Here is a 16,777-nt window from a genome sequence, read left to right as displayed (position 1 = left end):
CAGGGAACCCTTCGCCGCGATCACGTTCCATCAAGCCATGCACATCCAGAACCCCCTCTCTCGCGTCACCGCCATCGCGGCCGGCGCCGTCGCGATCGCCGCCTTGACGGCCTGTTCGACCCCGCCGCAGAGCACGAGCCCGCCCTTCTACCCCTTGCCGCCCTCGGGCCAGACCGCGCCCCCCGCCGCGACGCCGCCGGCACCGAAGCCGCAGGCCATCTTCATCCGCCCGGCACCCGGGCGCACCCTGTCCGGCTTCGACGGCACCCGCAACAAGGGCATGGACATCGCGGGCAACCTGGGCGACCCGGTGGTCGCCGCGGCCGACGGCCGGGTCGTGTACGTGGGCGGCGAACTGCGGGGCTACGGCAACATGGTCATCGTCCAGCACAACGACACCTTCCTGACCGCCTACGCCAACGCCAAGACCATCCTGGTCAAGGAGAAAGACGTGGTGCGCCAGGGCCAGAAGATCGCCGAGATCGGCAACAGCGACGCCGACCGCGTGAAGCTGCACTTCGAGATCCGCAAGCAGGGCGTGGCGGTGGACCCCGAGCCCTACCTGAACGGCACCCTGCGCTGACCTGCTGTAGGCGTCATCCGTCGTCGCAAGGCGATGTTCGCCGGGACTCTCTTTCGCTGCGCTGCAGTCCAATATGCAGCAAACGACAAGGAGCACCCGATGAACTGCGAAGCGATCCATTGCCCCGATTCGGGCACCGTCAGGTTCGCGATCTACCCTGATGGCTTTGACGGACCTCGCATCATCGCCCACATCTCGGAACGCGCCCTGTGCGAGCGCTTCGGCGCCGAGACGAATGAAGCCAGCCTGATCTCCGCCTGCCAGGCGAACTTCGGCCTCATCGAGGCCAAGGCCCTGGCGCGCTACGCGTTGCGGCCCGACATGGCGGTGTTGCTCGCGTCGGCGGACTTCGGCGCCGTCGATGCGCTCGCCGAAGCCCTCTGAGGCCCGTGTTCGGGTTGCTCAGTGCGGGACGCCGCCAGTGATGCCGGCCATGCCGGTCGACTGGCCGATCGCCTCGGTGCCGGTGCCATGTGATGCCGCGACGGCTTCACGGTAGACCGCTTCGCGCGACACGCCCTGCGAGTTCACCATCGGCGCGGCGGTCGACTGGCCGATGGCCTCGGTGCCCTGTGCATGCGATGCTGCGATCGCGTCGGCGTCGACCTCCGGTTTGGCGGGCGAGTTCATCTGCAGCGGGTGGTAGTCCGATCCATCCGATTGGGCGTTGGCGCTGAGCGCACCGAGCGTGGCGACGGCGCCGAAGACGCCCACGGCGAGACCCTTGATCAAAGCATGCATGCAACTCTCCTTCAGGCCCTGCCCCGTGCACGCCGACGCGGCGCCACGGAGGGCTTGCACGCACTCTAGGCGCCAAGAATGAGCCGGGAATGAGCGCCGCAGGGCCGCCGCGCTAGGAATCGCGCTGCACCAGGTAGCCCACGCTGGCCCGCAGCCAGTCCAGGTCCGGGCTTGGAGCAACCCCTGCGAAGGCCGACAGATCGAACTCCTTGGCCGCCGCGTCGGCCAGCGCCAGCGCCGATTGACGCGCCCAGTCGATGCTGCCGGTGCCCGCCACGATGTCGTGCATGCGGAACACTTCGCGCGGCAGCCGGCGTTCGCGCGGACGCGACAGGAAGTTGCTCATCCAGTCCCGTTCGGCCCGGCTCGCGTGGGACAGCGCATGCGTCAGCACCAGCGTGCGCTTGCCCTCCCACAGGTCGCCGTCGATCTCCTTGCCATAGCGCGCCTCGTCGCCGCTCAGGTTGAGCACGTCGTCCGTGATCTGGAAGGCCAGGCCCAGCAGATAGCCGAAGCGATCGAAGCGGCCGAGATCAGGGTCCTCGGGGTCGGCCACCAGCGCGCCGATCCGCAAGGGATGGATGAAGCTGTACCAGGCCGTCTTCTTCAACGCCAGCCGCAGGTAGTCGTCGGTGCCGACCGAGAGGTCGTTGTCGCGCACCCAGCCCAGTTCCATCGCCTGGCCTTCGAGCGTCTCCATCAGCATGTGGTCGATCTCGTCGAGGATGCGCAGCGCGCCGGCCGGTCCGAGGAACTCGCCGCTGCGGCGCACCAGCCGCATGGCCAGCGCGTTCATCGCGTCGCCCGTGTTCACGGCCAGCGGAATGCCGGCGCGCCGGTGCATGGTGGGCACGCCGCGCCGGAACTCGCTGCCGTCCTCGATGTCGTCGTGGACCAGGAAGGCGTTGTGCAGCATCTCGATGCCGGCCGCGGCGGGCAGCGCGTGCTCGACCCGACCGCCCAGCGCGCGCGTCGTCGCCAGGCACAGGGCGGGCCGCAAGCCCTTGCCCGAGCGCGACATGAAGTCCTTCACCAGCGCGTACAGGTGGGTCTGCGGCTCCCAGTCGGGCACGCCGGACTCGAGCGTCTGGGTGACCAGGCCGCGGTACCACGCCATCCGCTCGACGAAGCCGCCCGGCCCCGTGACGCCGCCGATGCCGGGCACGCGGTCGGTGACCCGCAGCACGTTGTCCAGCGGCGTCGGCACGTACGCGGAGCCATGGCGCACCGCGGGATCGGCACCGAGCCCGGTGCCGGCACCGTCGATCGCCTGGTCCATCGCATCCAGCGCATCGGCCACCGGCGTCGCGTAGGGGGTGATCGCCGCCATCAGCGGTCGCACCTGGTCGAGCAGCGGCGATGCCGCGCCCAGCGCCTGCAGCGCCACCTGGGTCAGCGAGGCGTCCCACGGCTGGCCGGCCCGGTGGCGCGCCGCGTCGTGCAGCCGCCAGGGCGTCAGCACCTCGACCTCCTGCAGCGGCCAGACCTCGCAGCGCGGGCCGGCGAATGCCGCGGCGTCGAGCAGCGCGTTCACCGCCCGCCGCGCCGCCTCGTTGGCCCCCTCCATCGTCGCCAGGTCGGTGTGCGTGCGCACGTAGTCGGACGCCAGGAACAGGTTCGACACAGCGGTCGCCGCCTCGGGCCGCAACGCCCAGGTGTTGACCAGGTTCACCAGCAGCGGCTCGGCGTTCGCGAGGAAGCCGGGACGGGTGGGATCGGGCGCGGTGTCGGAGTCGAGGAACCAGGAATGCAGGTCCTCGTCGCGCAGGATTTCCTGCGTGGCGTTGAGCGAGCGCTTGAGCTGCCGCCAGGTCTCGCGCGCGACCTCGTCGCGCGAGCACTGCATCGCCGGCCGTCCATCCGAGCCCGGCGCGGTCCAGTCGGAGACATCGACCGAGATGATGTCCTTGACCTCTCCGCAGGCCAGCATCGTCGGCACCACGCTGCGCCAGAACGGAAACTGCGAGATGCTGGTCAGGGCCCATTCGGAGTCGATGTGGATCACGTGCCCATGCACCTCGGGCACGTCGCGGTACAGGTAGTACTGCACGCCATTCATCCATTCGACATTGGGTGCCAGCGTGCGCAGGTTGGCCAGCGACGGGTCGGCGGCCAGCAGGTCGTCGTTGACCAGCACCGCCATTCGCTCGAGCGGCACGGCGGCGATGTAGTGATCGCCCTGCACGACGGTGCGCACCCCCTGCTCCATCACCACGATGCCGCTCACCTTGTCGCCAGCGCACAGGATCTGCTCGACCTCGGCATTGAAGTGGTACTGCACGCCGCGCGCCTGCAGCCAGCTCAGCCACGGATCGATCCAGATCAGGTTGGTCGGGCCGTCCAGCACCCGGTCGGTCGAGCCGCCGGTCGGGTTGACGATCGTCAGCATCAGCTGCGCGAAGATGTCGCCGATGGTGCGGGCGCTGGCCCGCCGCGCCTTGGCCGCCACCAGCGAGCGCGTGATGCCGTCACCGAGGAACTTCTGGTAGGCCGGCGAGCGCCCTTCGGCGCCGATGAAATCCCACCAGCTGATGCTCTCGTACTCGTCGAGCCGGCGCTGTTCGCACGAGGTGAGGATCTGCCAGATCCGGGAGCCGAAGAAGGCCAGGTCGTCGGGCGTGAGACCGGTCACCGGACCGAAGGCGAGCAGGATGTCGCGCAGCACCGTGCCGGCGTCGCCGGGTGTCTGCGGAAAATTCGCCGGCACCTCGAAGGCCGGCTGGTCGTACTGCGTGAAGCCGACCCGCGTGGTCGCGACCAGGTGGTCCGCCACCGGCCGGCCGTCGAAGGACGGGATGCGCCGCATGGTGTCGACCACGTGCTTGTAGAAGCCCGGAAAGAAGCGAAAGCCATGCTCGCCCGGCAGCTGGTGTTCGATGGCGGCGACGCCGCGGTCGGCCAGCTCGTGGCCGGCGCCGCCGTCTTCGCGGTCGCTCACCGGGATGCTGCGCGCCTTGCCGCCCGCGATGTCGCGGCGCTCGAGCACGACCACCTCGAAACCGCGCTCGATCAGCTCATGGGCGGCGCTCATCCCCGCCACGCCACCGCCGAGGATGACGACCCTTTGCGGTTTCATCTGCGCTAGCTGCCCGAACCGGCCCCCGTGTCACCGACCTCCCCGGGCTCGAAGAACTTGCTGTCCTTGGCGACGCGGATCACCTTCACCGCCTTGGCCTCCTTGATGCGCAGCAGGATCTTCTCGTAGACCCGGAAGACGAACTGCGGCTCGTCCGTGACCTGCAGGAAGTTGAGCGACACGTCGGTCGCCACCACCAGCTCGACCGGATCCGCGCCCAGCGCCACCACCACCCCACTCTCCGCCGGCAGCGTCGAAGTGCGAACCAGCGGCCCGCCGCCGAGGAACGGAATGATCCGATCCTGCGGCAGCACCAGGGACCCGGGCTCGGGCGTCTGGACCTCGTTGAAGAAGCCATGGCCGAAGGCGACTGCAAAGGGTCCGAAATGGCCGTCCGCCTCGAGCTCGCCGATGCAAGCCGAGACGGCGCTGACCAGCCGGTTCTCCTGGGTCTTCGGGCCGGCGGGATACACCTTTTTCGTGGCCTGCAGCAGCCCGTTGGTCTGCTGCCCCCCGAGCACCTGGGCCACGGGCGAAGCCGTCGGCGGCAACTTGCCGGCGCCGGCGAGGCCGCCGAACACGATCGTGTCCTCGAGTCGCGCCAGGATGTTGGCCGCGCGCCGGAACAGCTGCAGCGCGCTGTCCATGTCCGGGTCCGCCATCTGCGCGCCGCGCAGGAACACGCGGACCTGCAATGTCGGTAGCTGGACCGTGGTCTTGTCCTCGATCTGCAGCTTGGGCGTTGCGCCGGGCTCGCCGTAGCTGATGGTGTCGGCCGTCACGTAGTCGGTGTTCGCCGGCAACGGTCCCACCAGCGGCAGGAAACCCGCCGCGACCCGTGCCCTCGCCGCCTCTTCCTGAATTACCTTGCGCACCCGCGCCCACTGCTCGTCGGTCCATGGAACCTGCTGGTTGTTGTCCGCCATCTCAACTCCTCTTTTGTGTGTTTGACCTCGATAACCCGTTCCGCTCAGGAAGCGCCGCGGCCACCCTCGGGGGCACGTGGCAGCCCCGAGGACGGCAGCGGCTGCCCGACCCGAATCGCATAAAGATCGAACCGCACCAGCAGGTCGGCCATCGTCACCCGGCCGACCGCGATGCACTGCAGCCGGTTCAGCCACAGCCAATCGGGGTGCGAAGTGACGAACTGCGGCGCCAGCACCAGCGGCGGAAGCGGGTCGTAGTCGTTGCGCAGCGCGCGCTCGTAGCCGTCCGGCCCGAGGTCGAAGATGCCGTAGTAGCGCGACAGCAGCAGCGCGCCGTCGTCGGTCTCGTAGGTGATGCGCACGTCGGCGACGCCCACGCCGTCGCGGCGCACCAGCATCCAGTCGCCGCCCTCGCCGCGGATCCGGGCGTTGATCTTCGGCCCGTGGATCTCGCCCGAGGCAATGTAGAAGGTGATGTGCAGCCCATCGGGCGCCGGCCCGAAGGACTCCGGCGGCTTCGCCAGCTGGACCGTGAAAGCACCCAGGAAGTCCGTGCCCCAGTCGTAGCGCGGGATGGTGCCGGTGCCCGGGACCGGCGCCGGCAGCGCGTCGCCGACCGGGGCGGCGGGCGGCACGCCGAGCACGCTGCGGACCGGGAGTTCGGCCACCACCTGTCCGGCCCGATAGAGGATCGGCGCGTAGTCCACCCTGTCGCCGGCTTCGCAGGGCGGCAGCTGGGCCCGGAAGCGCTGGGCGCCGGGATCGCCAGGCCGGCCATCGGGCCAGGCGCGCACCGAGGGCCGTTGCAGGCCGTTCACGCGCCGCTCGACGACCAGCTGATGGCTCGGATGGGCGGGCGAGACCTGCCACCAGACATCAAGCGGCGTGCCGGACTCCACCTCCGGACGCAAGGCGTCGAACGCCACCGGAGCCGATGCCGGCCTCATCCTAGCGCTCACCGCCTTCGAGCAGCGCGCGGGCCGCGCGCAACTCGGGCTGATCGAAGCTGTCGCTGAACCGCTCGTAGCAGCGCCTGACGAGCGCCAGACCCTCGGCCGCGCGGCCAGTGCGCGCGAGCAGCGCCCGGCGCGACATCGCGGCGCGCAGTTCGAGCGACAAGGCCTGCTGGGCCCGGGCCGTCGCCAGGGCCTGATCGAAGGCCGCCTCCGCCTGCGGCAGCGCGCCGGCCTGCAGGTGGATCTCGCCCATCAGCCGGAAGACGTCCGGCAGCAGCACGCCGACGTGGCCGCGGCGGGCCGTCTCGGCCGTGGCGGCGAGCATCTCGAGCGCCTCGTCGTCGCGGCCGGCCGCCCGCAGGCCTTCGGCGTGGATCACGGCCACCGTCGGCCCCATGAGGTCGGAACGCGTGGCGCGGAACAGCGCCACGCCTTCGAACAGCTCCCTCAGGCCGTCGCTGCGGTCGCCGAGGCGCAGGCGGGCCCACCCGCTGCTCATGACGCCGACGGCATACCAGAGCTCCCACCCTTCCGCGCGGGCGAAGCTCTTGACCTCCGAGGCGTGGCCGAGCATGCGCTGCGGATCGTGGTGGAAGGTCAGCATGTAGCAGGCGACGCCGAGTGCATTGCTCAATGCCGACGGGTGGTCCAGGTCGCGCGCCATCGCGATCATGTGGTCGAGTTCCGCCAGGCCCTGGTCCTGGTGGCCCATCATCCACAGGCTGCTGGCGAGTCCGGCGACCATGTTGACGGTGGAGCTGATCTGGAAGGTGTTGGTGAGCGTGCGCTCCTGCTCCAGCGCGTAGAGCGCGATGCCGGCTTGCGCATGCGCGATGCACTCGGCCCACTCGCCGCGGTAGTAGTGCGTGTAGGCGACCGCATGGCGGCCGGTCACCTCCAGCATCGGGACGCCGCTGGCCAGCGCCATCGACAGCGCCTCGTTCGCCGTGTCGAGCGCCCGGTCCAGCTGGCCACCGACGAAGAGATTCGTCCACAGGCCCCAGATCGGCTCATAGAGCCGGTCGGGCCGCTGCAGCAGATGGCTCAGACTGCGTGCCCGCTCGCACGCCAGCGCCACCGTCGGCGAGGCCCAGCCATAGAGCGTCATCAGCGTCGGCGCGATCGCGATCTGGAGTTCGAGCTCCTTGGTCAGCACCTCGTCCGAGGTCGGCAGCTTGGCCAGGCCTTCGAGCGCCCGCGTGAAGTGCCCATGCGCCTCGGGGATGGCCATGCGCGTCAACGCCCGTTGCCCGGCGGCAAACCAGTGGTCGCTGCTTTCCGCGTGATGGCCGGCGCCCGACAGGTGGCGCGCGACGATCTCCGGGCGCAGCGCCACCTCGCCGCCGAAATCGGAGAGCAGCACCCGCGCGATCCGCTCGTGGAAGCGCTGGCGCGTCGAGCGCAGCAGCGACTCGTAGGCCGCCATCTGGACCAGCGCGTGCTTGAAGACGAAGGTGGTCGGCGCAGCGGCGGACACCTGCCAGGCCAGGCCCGCGGACAGGATGCGCTGAAGGTCGTCCGCCAGGTCCTTGTCGCTGCGCTCGCTGACGGCGCGCAGCTGCGCGTAGGTGAACTCGCGCCCGATCGTGGCCGCGAGTTGCGCGGTGCCGCGCGCTTCGCCGAGCCGGTCGATGCGCGCCATCAGCGAGGCGTCGACGCTGGCCGGGATCAGGTCCGACGGCAACGCGCCCGTGAGCGCCCAGGAATACTCGTTCTCCTGCAGCACGCCCGCCTCGATCACCGCCCGCGCCACCTCCTCGATGAACAGCGGCACGCCGTCGCAGCGCTGGGTGATTTCGCGGATCACGTCGCCCGGCACCGGCTTGCCGTGGGCGACATGGCGAACCACCGCCTCGACCTCGGCATGGTCGAGGCGCGACACCTCGACCAGGGGCGTCGCCTCGTCGTCCGGCCATGCCGCCTGGAATTCGGGTCGGGCTGTGAAGAGACCGAGCAGCGGCAGCCGGCGCGCGCGCGACACCAGCGCTTCGAGCACTTCGAGCGTGGACGGATCGGCCCAATGCAGGTCCTCCGCCACCAGGATGGTCGGGTTGCGCGATGCGATGGCCTCGATGATGGCGACCAGCGTCTCGATCGTGCGCACGCGGCGGCGAGTGGGCGACAGCTCCAGCGCCGGATAGCGCTCGGCAACCGGTATCGACAGCAGGGCCGCCAGCAGCGGTGCCGCATCCGGGGCCCTGATGCCCAGTGCCGCCAACTGCTGGTCGATGCGGCCGAGGCGCTCCTGCGGCTCGGTGGCGCCGACCAGGCCCAGCACGCGTTCGAGCAGTTCGATGACCGGCAGGAACGCGCTGTTCTTCGCGAACTGGGTGCAGCGCACGGCAAGCACCGTGGTGTCCGCGCTCGCCACCTGGCCCCTGAACTCGGCGACCAGCCGCGACTTGCCGATCCCCGGCTCGCCGCGCACGGTCACGAAGCGCGCCGCACCGGATCGCGCCGCAGTCCAGTGCGCCGCCAGCAGCGCATGCTCGTGCGCCCGGCCGACGTAGAGGGTCAGCAGGTCGACCCGCTCCAGGCCCGGGACGACGCCGTCGGCGCGCGTCACGCGCCAGAGGCGGACCGCCGAAGCCACGCCCTTGAGCTCGAATTCGCCCCGCGGCTCGCCCTTGAAATGCTCGTGGGCGATGCGCCAGGTGGCTTCGGTGACCCACAGGGTGTCGGGCTCCGCGAGCGCCTGCACCCGCGATGCGATGTTGGGCGCGTCGCCCATCGCGATGTTCTCGCGCCGGGCCCCGGTGCCGACCGGACTGACCACGACACGCCCGGTGTCGGCACCGACCCGGATCCTCAACCTGGCGCCCGAAGGCCGCGCCGAGGCCTGGTTCAGCTGCTCGGTGCCCTGGAGGATTTCGAGGCCGCAGCTGACGGCCCGTCGGGCATCGTCCTCGTGCGCCCGCGGAAAGCCGAAATAGATCTGGACGCCATCGCCCAGGAACTGGGAGATATAGCCGTCGTACCGTTCGGCCGTCTCCTGGCAGACCCGCTGGAAGTCGCCCAGCATTTCATGCAGGTCTTCGGGGTCGAGCGTCTGCGACAGCGCGGTCGATCCGACGACGTCGCAGGTCAGCACCGTGATCTGACGCCGCTCGCCATCGGCGCGCTGGACGGCGAAGTCCAGAAGCACCCCGCAGCCGCCGCAAAAGCGCGCACTCTCGGAATTGGCGAAAGCGCACGAAGGGCAAATCAACGTCCACCCCCCGGCAACAGGTCGCCCCGCTGTCGCTGCTGCCAAGCTTGCGCCTCTTGTTCGAGCAGCGCATAGGCACGCGCGACGAGATCGCCCGGATCGGTGCAAAGGGCCTCGGGAGCAGCCACGGCGGCACTGGCCCGATCCCGCAGTCCGCGAGGCGCCGCGCAGGCAGATTCATGCACGACAGGCGAACGAGAGAACGGCATGCCGCCCTGGAAGTCCCTCCCTGGTTGTCGCAGGAGGTGCATAAATAGACTTTACCGAAGATTACTGACTGATACCAGTTCTGGTCAGAAATTAGGATTCAAACCTGGGGCTTGGCGTGGCGCCACGGCATCGGTTTGCCGCTCGCCGACGCTCGATTGTTACCAATTCCGGATGTCCGGATTCTGGTAGACGAAATCGTTCGGCAGGTCGAGGTTGGAGTACGAGAACGACAGGCTGATGTCCATCGACAGCACCTGGTGCCACCAGGCGAGCGGCAGGAACATCGTCTCGCCGGGCTCCACGATCACGTCCAGCACCGTCACCTCGCCGAAGAGCGGATAGCGGGCGAGGTCCGGGTTGTCGACGTCGACCGGGCTGAAGACGCCGTTGTAGTTATAGACCTTCGGGGTCTCCAGGGGGGACACGAGGCGCCATCGCTTGCGTCCGACCACCTGCGTGTGGAACAGCATCAGGGTGTCGTGGTGCAAGGGCGTCGTGGTGCCGGCCGGCCCGAACCAGAACGACGAGCGGTGGCCGAGCTGCGATCGGTCACAGGCGGGCGGCAGGCGGCCGATGTCTTCCAGCAGCGGCGCAAACCCGGGGCTGCGCAAGGCCTCGTTGTTGGCCGTCAGGTAGTAGTCGTTGGTCGGACCTCCGGCGAGCACCCGGTCGACGAACGGACCCAGCTGCACGATCTTGCGATGCGCGAGCTTGTTCTCCTCGTAGTTCGGATCGGCATCGCGGCCGTCCTGGATCTCGACGTCCAGATGGCCGAAACGCCGCTTCAGGTCTTCGGGCGACCAGCGCTTCATGGCGCCCCAGTCTTTGGTGACGTCGGTCAGGACCACCGGACGGCAGCCCCGTACGTAGCGCTCGACGAACTCGTCGCGCGACGGTGACTTGCGCTTCTCGATCACGCCGTAGCGCGGCGACGACGCCCACAGCTTCTGCAGGTTCGCGACCACCGATTCGAGCTTGCGCTCGACCTTCTGCATGCGGCGGGCGGCGCGAAAGGCCGGGTCGGTCTCGATCCGGGCAATGGCCGCCTTCGCTTGCGCCGCATCGATCCCGGCGGCCGTCATCGTCGAGAGCATCGAGTCGGGCGTGCATTCGCGCAGGCGGTTCTCGGCGATCCACTGAAGCCAGTCGTCGCTGACCGGCGCCTGCGCGCCGAGCTCGCGCGGCCGCGGCGCCGGGGGCAATTCGGGAAGTGCGGGATGTTCGATCGAGGCCTGCGATCGCCTGAGGATCTGGAGGGTCTCGGCGAAGACGGCGTCGACGAAGGGCTTGTTGGGGGTGCCTGCGGGGATGCCCTTGTGGTCGTCGACGGCGCCCTCGATGACCTTGCCGATGAAGCCGCGGTTCTGCCGCTCGGCTTCCTGCAGCAGGGTATGAAGAAGGTAGGCCATGGCGCCCACCTGGGCGTTCTGGGTCCAGTCAACCGGGTCTGCGCTCATGCTTTGTCCGAAGGTGATGGGGTCGTACGCGGGTGGACCATGACTGTAGCGGCAGAGGCGATGTCCCGTGCCCGCCGCGGATTGGGTTGTGCTTTCGCATGGCTCTGGCCTCGAACCGGAGAGTGCGACTCACCACCATCCGGCCGATAGAACCCTTATCTCTGCGAATTGTTCTATCGTTGCCAATTCCCGGATTTCACTTAGGATTTTCAAGGTGCACGGGGGCCCGGATTGAAATGCTCCCTCCGTTGAAAAGTGGGATCCCGGAAGAGTCAAATCCGAAATTGCAAAAGAGAGCCCATGTCTCGCACTATTTGTACTGTGGATGACTTGGCGCAATTGCCAGACGACGAATTGCGCGCCTGTCTTGCACAGTTGCGGGTTGCGATCCACGAGGCAAAGCGCGAGCATGCTGCGGCCCGGCGCGATGCACGAATTTCTGCAGACAAGACGCTGGAGTTCGGGTCGTTCGTATGGTGCCCTCGAGGTCATCAGCGTCTTTCCGCGCCGATCAGGCTGAGCCCGCAGACTCCCGTCGAGGAACTCCCAGTGCGCGCCAAGGCCCGCGGTGCTCTTTTCGAGCTCAACATCTTCTGCGTCGAAGACCTGTCAGCCATCAGCGAGCAAGAGCTCATGATGACGGATGCCATCGGTGCCAAGACCGTCAATCGCCTCCGTGAAGTGCTTGCGTGCGTCGGCCTGGACTTTCTGCCGGACCCCTCTGACGAAGTGGCGGCCTTCGAAAGGATCCAGAGCGGTCAGCATGACGCCTGCTGCCCAGCAACGTTGAAATAGTGCGTGCTTTCTGGCGCTTGGATTTTCGGCCAGAAACACTATCATTGAATTAATTTCTATCCTCAACAGCGCCTAACCTTGGGCTGTGAGCAGCCACCACCTGATTCGAGAAGGACGCAAGCGTCTCGGCATGAGCGAGCAGCAATTTGCTGCTGCGCTGGGGGTAAGTCGTGGCGCCGTACAGCAATGGGAAAAACTGGGCGGTACTGCCCCAAAACGGGCCAATCAGGCACGCGTGGCCGAGCTCCTGGGCATCTCGGTGGCGGAACTGGTCTCGGGCGTGTCGGCAGGCGGACGAGGCTTGGACGTGCGCGCTGAGGTTCCATTGGTCTCATCGGTCGAGGCGGGAAACTACACCGTCATCGACAACTTCAAGCCGCGCCAGCAATTCGAGACCGTGCCGGTCAGCGTGCCGATCAAGCGCCACACCTATGCACTGCGCGTGCACGGCGACAGCATGGTCAGCGAGGTCGGCGACTCCTTTCCGGAAGGGTCGATCCTGATCGTCGAACCCGAGATGGCCGCCGAGCCGGGCGATTACGTGATCGCACTGAACCAGTCCAACGAGACCACGTTCAAGCAGTTGGTCAAGGACGGGGGCGATCTGTACCTCAAGCCGTTGAACAGCCGCTACCCCATCAAGCCACTGGACGGGGCCCGCGTCATCGGCGTCGTTCGGGAGTTCACCAAGCGTTTTCGTTAGCCCGATCTGCCTGACGGGGGCGCGAGATGGATAGATTTGGCATGCGGGACCATATTTTCTATCGATGCGAGCGCGGTGAACGCACGGTGGAGGCGTGTCATGGCAGACCTTGGAGAAACCTCCGAAATAAGGGTTTCCCCTGCTTTTCTCATGCCCGACACATACTTGGCGCGTTATATTTAGTCACCGCCACCGCACCGCTCCCGCCCGCATGGACAACGACGAGGTCAACAGTTTGCTGGCACGCATTGGCCGCGAGGACCAGGCAGCGTTTCGTCAGCTGTACAAGGCGTTCAGCCGCAAGGTGTACGCGTATGTCCTCAACATGCTGAGCGACCACGCCCGAGCCGAGGAAGTCCTGGCGGACTCGTTCTACGAAGTCTGGCGCCACCCCGATCGCTTTCGCGGCGATTCGCAGTTCTCCACCTGGCTCATCGGGATTGCGCGCAGAAAGGCGCTGATGGTCTACCGTGCGCGACGGCCTGACGAGGTGCATGGCGATCTCGACGACATCGCCGAGACCACCGCCTCCGACACGCCTGACGGCTACGCGGAGTTGGCTGGCAAGCAACGGCGTGAAGGCGTGCAACATTGCATGGGCAAGCTGTCGGACGAGCATCGCGAATGCCTGCACCTGGTGTTCTACGAGGGCATGAGCCTGGCCGACGTGGCGGAGGTGCAAAACTGCCCCGAGGGCACCGTCAAGACGCGCCTGTTCCACGCCCGCCAGAAGATCAAGAATTGCCTGCAGTCGCTGCTGCGCAGCGAGGGGAGTGCCCCTGACGCCAGGGGCGCTCTTGCATCCTGAAGAGCGCGTGGCGTATTTGGCGATTGCGCGAATTAATTTGAACCGTCCGCCGGGCTCGCGCAACCAAGGGGCTGACACGGCATGTCCCGTGCAGGAATGATCATCATGAAAGAACGCTTCGAAGAACTCCTCCCCTGGTATGCCAACGGCTCGCTGGGCGCCGAAGACCGCGCCTGGGTCGACGCCTACATGGCAGAGCATCCCGAGTCCCGCAGCGAGCTGGACTGGTATCGCTCACTGCAGGCGCGCGTGCAGGAAAACGCCCCGGCCGTGCCGGCAACGATCGGCCTGGCCCGCACCATGCGCCTGATCCAGGGCGACCGTCCGACTCTGACCGAACGGATCGGCGCCTTTTTCGGCAACTTCGGCATGCGCCCGAGCTACGCGCTGGCCGCGCTGGCGGTCATGGCAGTGCAAAGCGGCGTCATCGTGAACATGCTCGGCAGCGCTCGCGACAGCGCCGACGAAATCCGCGCGCTGCACGCGGTTCGGGTCGAAGAGGGCCCGATGCTGAAGATCAGCTTCGCACCCGACACCAGGGAGACCGACATCCGAATGCTGATGGTCCAGGTTCGCGGCGAACTGGCCGGCGGCCCTGGCCAGCTCGGCGACTACTACCTGCGCGTACCGGCCGGCAGCGAAGCGGCGGCGCTCGCACAGGTCAAGGCCGCCCCGATCGTTCAGGCCGCCTCGCTCGCAGCCGGCGTCCCGCCCCGGGAGTAGCCGACATGGCCGCAACGCTGACCCGTCGTCTGCTGCTGCGCGGCGCACTGGGTGCCGCAGCCCTGCCCTTCGGTCCCGCCATGGGCGCCCCGGCCGACGCCAGCGCCGCCGGCTCGCGCATCGCATTGGTGATCGGCAACGGCGCCTACCGCACCGCACCGCTGAAGAACCCGCCGGGCGACGCCATCGCCGTCGCGGCGGCGCTGCGCGGCCTGGGCTACGAGGTGACCCTGCGTCAGAACACGCGACTGCCGGAACTGATCGAATCGCTGCGCGAGTTTTCGATCCGTGCGCCGAAGGCGGGGGTCCGCGTGGTGTTCTATGCCGGCCACGGGGTTCAGGTGAAGGGTCGCAACTACCTGGTGCCGATCGATGCCGACCCGCAGTCCGAAGAGGACATCCAGCGGCAAAGTGCGGACGTCGGCGAGTTCGTCGACCGACTCAGTGCGATCGGCACCGGCGCCAACATCGTGGTGCTCGATGCCTGCCGGGTGAACCCGTTCGCCGGCGGCGTCATCGTGGGTCCCGATGGACGGCGCCTGAAATTCCGCGGCGCGACACCGGGCGGCCTGGCATCGCTCGATGCGCCGGTGGGCACGCTCGTGGCCTTCTCGACCGCGCCGAACGGCGTGGCGCTCGACAGCGCCAGCAGCGAGCACAGCGTCTATGCACGCCACCTGCTGGCCAACATGTCGATGCCGGGGCTGCAGATCGAGCAACTCTTCAAGCGGGTGCGTATCGGTGTGGCCGAAGACACCGGCCGCGTACAGGTACCCTGGGAGTCCTCGAGCCTGACCGCTGACTTCTGCTTCAAATCGAACGCCAATGGGCGCTGCGGCAGCTGAGCCGGCAACGCTCAAGCGTGGTCCTCGATGAAGCGCTCGAGTTCGCGCGCGAAGCGCAGCGGCTCGCTGACATGCGGCGAATGGCCGGCATGCGGGTAGATCGAGACCTGCGCGTGCTTCACCGTGTCGCGATACCAGGCATCGAGCGGCACACCGGCGTAGTGCGGGCTGCGGGCCCCGAGCACGACGAGCAGCGGCGCGTCGAGGCGCGACAGCGAAGCGCGGAAGTCGGCCTTCGCCATTGACTCGGCCAGGTCGAGCAGCGGCTTGACATCGATGCGCCCCAGACGGCGACGCAGCATCCGTCCGAGCGGCGCTTCGACGGCCAGCTGGCGCTGCAACCAGGCGCCCCCGAGTGCGCCGACCTCGTTCAACAGCATCTCGGCCAGATCCCGGCGCGCGCCAGCGATCAGCCCCGACAGCATCGCCGCGCTGCATCCGCCGAACAGCCCCAGTCGCCAGCTGTCGTCCGTCACGATGCGCGGCGACTGGTCGACCAGCGCCACCGCAGCAACCCGATGCGTGCCGTGCAGGTGCAGGTATTGCATCAACGTCAGCGCGCCCATGGAATGCCCGACCAGGATCGAGCGCTGCAGCCCGAAGTGGTCGAGTGCCTCGGCCAGGTCGTTCGCAAGTCGCGCCAGCGTGATGCTGCCGCTCGCCGACCGGCAGCTGCCATGGCCGCGTGCGTCCCAGCTGAGCACGCAATGGCGCCTTGCCAGCCTCCGGGCCACCGGCAGCCAATCGCGATGCGTGCATCCGAATCCGTGCACCAGCACCAGCGGCGACCCGCGGCCGAGCACACACACGGGAACAACGTGGCCATCCGTGGCCGTGAAGGTGTCGTATTCGCTCGCACCGCGCGAGCCGAGACCCATCAATCCAAAGTTGCGCAGCGCGTCGAAGGCACCGCGCAAGCCCGTCAGGCGTGCGGGGTTCGGCGGCGGATCAGGCGGCGCGCTGTCGGGCATCGCTGGCGATCCTACCCCGGTGCGAGCTTCGCCCGAAATCTCCTTGAACCGAATCCAGAACGTCCGCAACCCATGGGCGGGAAGGCAAGCAATTCGGCAAGCCCAACCTCAAACCCTGTCATCACTCCCTGGAGATCATCATGCAAATCGTTCGCAAAGCAACCATCGTCATCGCCCTCGGTTTCGCCTTCGGTGGCGCGATGGCCGGCGAAATCGCCGGCTCGACGGTGCTGTCCACCAACGCCAACAACACCTCGTCCGGCTTCCTGGCCACGGCGCGCCAGAACATCGGTGTGTCCGAGGGGAACTCCAAGATCACCAACAGCACGGTGATCGCCAACGGCGCCAACAACTCCGCCTCGGGCTTCCTGTCGACGGCGAACCAAGACGTCGGCCGTGCACGGGACAACGGCGAGCTCACCAACAGCACGGTCATCGGAACGAACCTGAACAACAGGGCCTCGGGCTTCCTCAGCACTGCGACGCAGGAAGTGGGCTTCGCCAAGGGCAACGGCAAGGTGAGCAACTCGACCGTGATCGCCAATGGTGCAAGCAACACCGCATCCGGCTTCCTGTCCACCGCCAGCCAGCAGATCGGCGGCGCGCAAGGCAACGGCAAGCTGACCAACTCGACCGTCATCGCCTCCGGCTCGAACAACACCGCAAGCGGCTTCCTGTCCACCGCCGCCCAAAGCATCGGGGTCGCCAAGTAACCAGCGCTGCGCTTTCATCGCTCGTCCGCCAGCGCCAACGGCGCTGGCGGCTTTCCAGCAAG

15 protein-coding genes are annotated in these 16,777 nt (G+C 67.8%); 8 read left to right on the top strand and 7 right to left on the bottom strand.

The genetic code is table 11. From position 1 onward, the window contains the following. Nucleotides 1–37 precede the first annotated feature (37 nt). A complete protein-coding gene (locus QZH52_RS12875) occupies nucleotides 38–583 on the top strand; it encodes a murein hydrolase activator EnvC family protein (protein ID WP_366919293.1) in 546 nt (181 codons plus the stop codon). Between the two features lie 99 nt (nucleotides 584–682). After that, a complete protein-coding gene (locus QZH52_RS12870) occupies nucleotides 683–967 on the top strand; it encodes a hypothetical protein (RefSeq protein ID WP_301809384.1) in 285 nt (94 codons plus the stop codon). 18 nt (nucleotides 968–985) lie between these two features. On the opposite strand, the gene QZH52_RS12865 is transcribed toward QZH52_RS12870, so the two are convergent. The 6 genes from QZH52_RS12865 to QZH52_RS12840 form a co-directional block, all read right to left on the bottom strand. After that, nucleotides 986–1,324 carry a hypothetical protein gene (locus QZH52_RS12865; protein ID WP_301809382.1) on the bottom strand — a complete coding sequence of 113 codons (339 nt, stop codon included), beginning with the start codon at nucleotides 1,322–1,324 and terminating at the stop codon, nucleotides 986–988. A 112-nt stretch (nucleotides 1,325–1,436) separates the two neighbouring features. Further along, on the bottom strand, nucleotides 1,437–4,400 hold the full coding sequence (locus tag QZH52_RS12860; protein WP_301809379.1) for an FAD-dependent oxidoreductase: 2,964 nt from the start codon (nucleotides 4,398–4,400) through the stop codon (nucleotides 1,437–1,439). A gap of 5 nt (nucleotides 4,401–4,405) precedes the next feature. Continuing rightward, the gene (locus tag QZH52_RS12855) at nucleotides 4,406–5,326 is read right to left on the bottom strand and encodes an encapsulin (protein ID WP_301809375.1); all 921 of its coding nucleotides are present in this window, start codon (nucleotides 5,324–5,326) and stop codon (nucleotides 4,406–4,408) included. Nucleotides 5,327–5,370: 44 nt separating this feature from the next. Beyond that, nucleotides 5,371–6,273, bottom strand: a complete 903-nt coding sequence (locus QZH52_RS12850; RefSeq protein WP_301809373.1) for a DUF3237 domain-containing protein — start codon at nucleotides 6,271–6,273, stop codon at nucleotides 5,371–5,373. 1 nt (nucleotide 6,274) lies between these two features. Further along, nucleotides 6,275–9,427, bottom strand: coding sequence for an AAA family ATPase (locus QZH52_RS12845; RefSeq protein WP_301809371.1), 3,153 nt, complete (start codon nucleotides 9,425–9,427; stop codon nucleotides 6,275–6,277). Nucleotides 9,428–9,858: 431 nt separating this feature from the next. Next, nucleotides 9,859–11,157 (bottom strand): cupin-like domain-containing protein, encoded by a 1,299-nt coding sequence (locus tag QZH52_RS12840; protein WP_301809370.1) that lies wholly within the window; start codon nucleotides 11,155–11,157, stop codon nucleotides 9,859–9,861. Between the two features lie 300 nt (nucleotides 11,158–11,457). Between QZH52_RS12840 and QZH52_RS12835 the strand changes: the two genes are divergently transcribed. From QZH52_RS12835 to QZH52_RS12815, 5 genes are all read left to right on the top strand, one after another. Next, nucleotides 11,458–11,952 (top strand): hypothetical protein, encoded by a 495-nt coding sequence (locus tag QZH52_RS12835; protein WP_301809369.1) that lies wholly within the window; start codon nucleotides 11,458–11,460, stop codon nucleotides 11,950–11,952. Nucleotides 11,953–12,037: 85 nt separating this feature from the next. Beyond that, complete coding sequence (locus QZH52_RS12830) at nucleotides 12,038–12,655, top strand: LexA family protein (protein ID WP_301809366.1); 618 nt, start codon at nucleotides 12,038–12,040, stop codon at nucleotides 12,653–12,655. A gap of 211 nt (nucleotides 12,656–12,866) precedes the next feature. Continuing rightward, nucleotides 12,867–13,463, top strand: coding sequence for an RNA polymerase sigma factor (locus tag QZH52_RS12825; protein ID WP_301809364.1), 597 nt, complete (start codon nucleotides 12,867–12,869; stop codon nucleotides 13,461–13,463). Between the two features lie 105 nt (nucleotides 13,464–13,568). After that, nucleotides 13,569–14,186, top strand: a complete 618-nt coding sequence (locus QZH52_RS12820) for an anti-sigma factor (protein WP_301809362.1) — start codon at nucleotides 13,569–13,571, stop codon at nucleotides 14,184–14,186. Between the two features lie 5 nt (nucleotides 14,187–14,191). Further along, nucleotides 14,192–15,031 carry a caspase family protein gene (locus QZH52_RS12815; RefSeq protein WP_301809360.1) on the top strand — a complete coding sequence of 280 codons (840 nt, stop codon included), beginning with the start codon at nucleotides 14,192–14,194 and terminating at the stop codon, nucleotides 15,029–15,031. An 11-nt stretch (nucleotides 15,032–15,042) separates the two neighbouring features. Here QZH52_RS12815 and QZH52_RS12810 read toward each other — a convergent pair whose 3' ends face one another. Next, nucleotides 15,043–16,002 (bottom strand): alpha/beta fold hydrolase, encoded by a 960-nt coding sequence (locus QZH52_RS12810; protein ID WP_301809358.1) that lies wholly within the window; start codon nucleotides 16,000–16,002, stop codon nucleotides 15,043–15,045. A gap of 140 nt (nucleotides 16,003–16,142) precedes the next feature. Here QZH52_RS12810 and QZH52_RS12805 point away from each other — a divergent pair, with 140 nt between their 5' ends. Beyond that, complete coding sequence (locus QZH52_RS12805; protein ID WP_301809354.1) at nucleotides 16,143–16,715, top strand: hypothetical protein; 573 nt, start codon at nucleotides 16,143–16,145, stop codon at nucleotides 16,713–16,715. The last annotated feature ends 62 nt before the right edge of the window (nucleotides 16,716–16,777 follow it).

This window comes from Variovorax ginsengisoli, from assembly GCF_030486595.1.
Lineage (GTDB): Bacteria > Pseudomonadota > Gammaproteobacteria > Burkholderiales > Burkholderiaceae_C > Variovorax > Variovorax ginsengisoli_B.
Note: the sequence above shows the minus strand (reverse complement) of the source record. Positions and strands in the feature narration are given on the sequence as shown.

Bases quoted from the DNA above. Each gene is read 5' to 3' on its own strand.
- QZH52_RS12875 (WP_366919293.1), top strand. From the start codon at position 38: ATGCACATCCAGAACCCCCTCTCTCGCGTCACCGCCATCGCGGCCGGC.
- QZH52_RS12870 (WP_301809384.1), top strand. From the start codon at position 683: ATGAACTGCGAAGCGATCCATTGCCCCGATTCGGGCACCGTCAGGTTC.
- QZH52_RS12865 (WP_301809382.1), bottom strand. From the start codon at position 1,324: ATGCATGCTTTGATCAAGGGTCTCGCCGTGGGCGTCTTCGGCGCCGTC.
- QZH52_RS12860 (WP_301809379.1), bottom strand. From the start codon at position 4,400: ATGAAACCGCAAAGGGTCGTCATCCTCGGCGGTGGCGTGGCGGGGATG.
- QZH52_RS12855 (WP_301809375.1), bottom strand. From the start codon at position 5,326: ATGGCGGACAACAACCAGCAGGTTCCATGGACCGACGAGCAGTGGGCG.
- QZH52_RS12850 (WP_301809373.1), bottom strand. From the start codon at position 6,273: ATGAGGCCGGCATCGGCTCCGGTGGCGTTCGACGCCTTGCGTCCGGAG.
- QZH52_RS12840 (WP_301809370.1), bottom strand. From the start codon at position 11,157: ATGAGCGCAGACCCGGTTGACTGGACCCAGAACGCCCAGGTGGGCGCC.
- QZH52_RS12835 (WP_301809369.1), top strand. From the start codon at position 11,458: ATGTCTCGCACTATTTGTACTGTGGATGACTTGGCGCAATTGCCAGAC.
- QZH52_RS12825 (WP_301809364.1), top strand. From the start codon at position 12,867: ATGGACAACGACGAGGTCAACAGTTTGCTGGCACGCATTGGCCGCGAG.
- QZH52_RS12820 (WP_301809362.1), top strand. From the start codon at position 13,569: ATGAAAGAACGCTTCGAAGAACTCCTCCCCTGGTATGCCAACGGCTCG.
- QZH52_RS12815 (WP_301809360.1), top strand. From the start codon at position 14,192: ATGGCCGCAACGCTGACCCGTCGTCTGCTGCTGCGCGGCGCACTGGGT.
- QZH52_RS12810 (WP_301809358.1), bottom strand. From the start codon at position 16,002: ATGCCCGACAGCGCGCCGCCTGATCCGCCGCCGAACCCCGCACGCCTG.
- QZH52_RS12805 (WP_301809354.1), top strand. From the start codon at position 16,143: ATGCAAATCGTTCGCAAAGCAACCATCGTCATCGCCCTCGGTTTCGCC.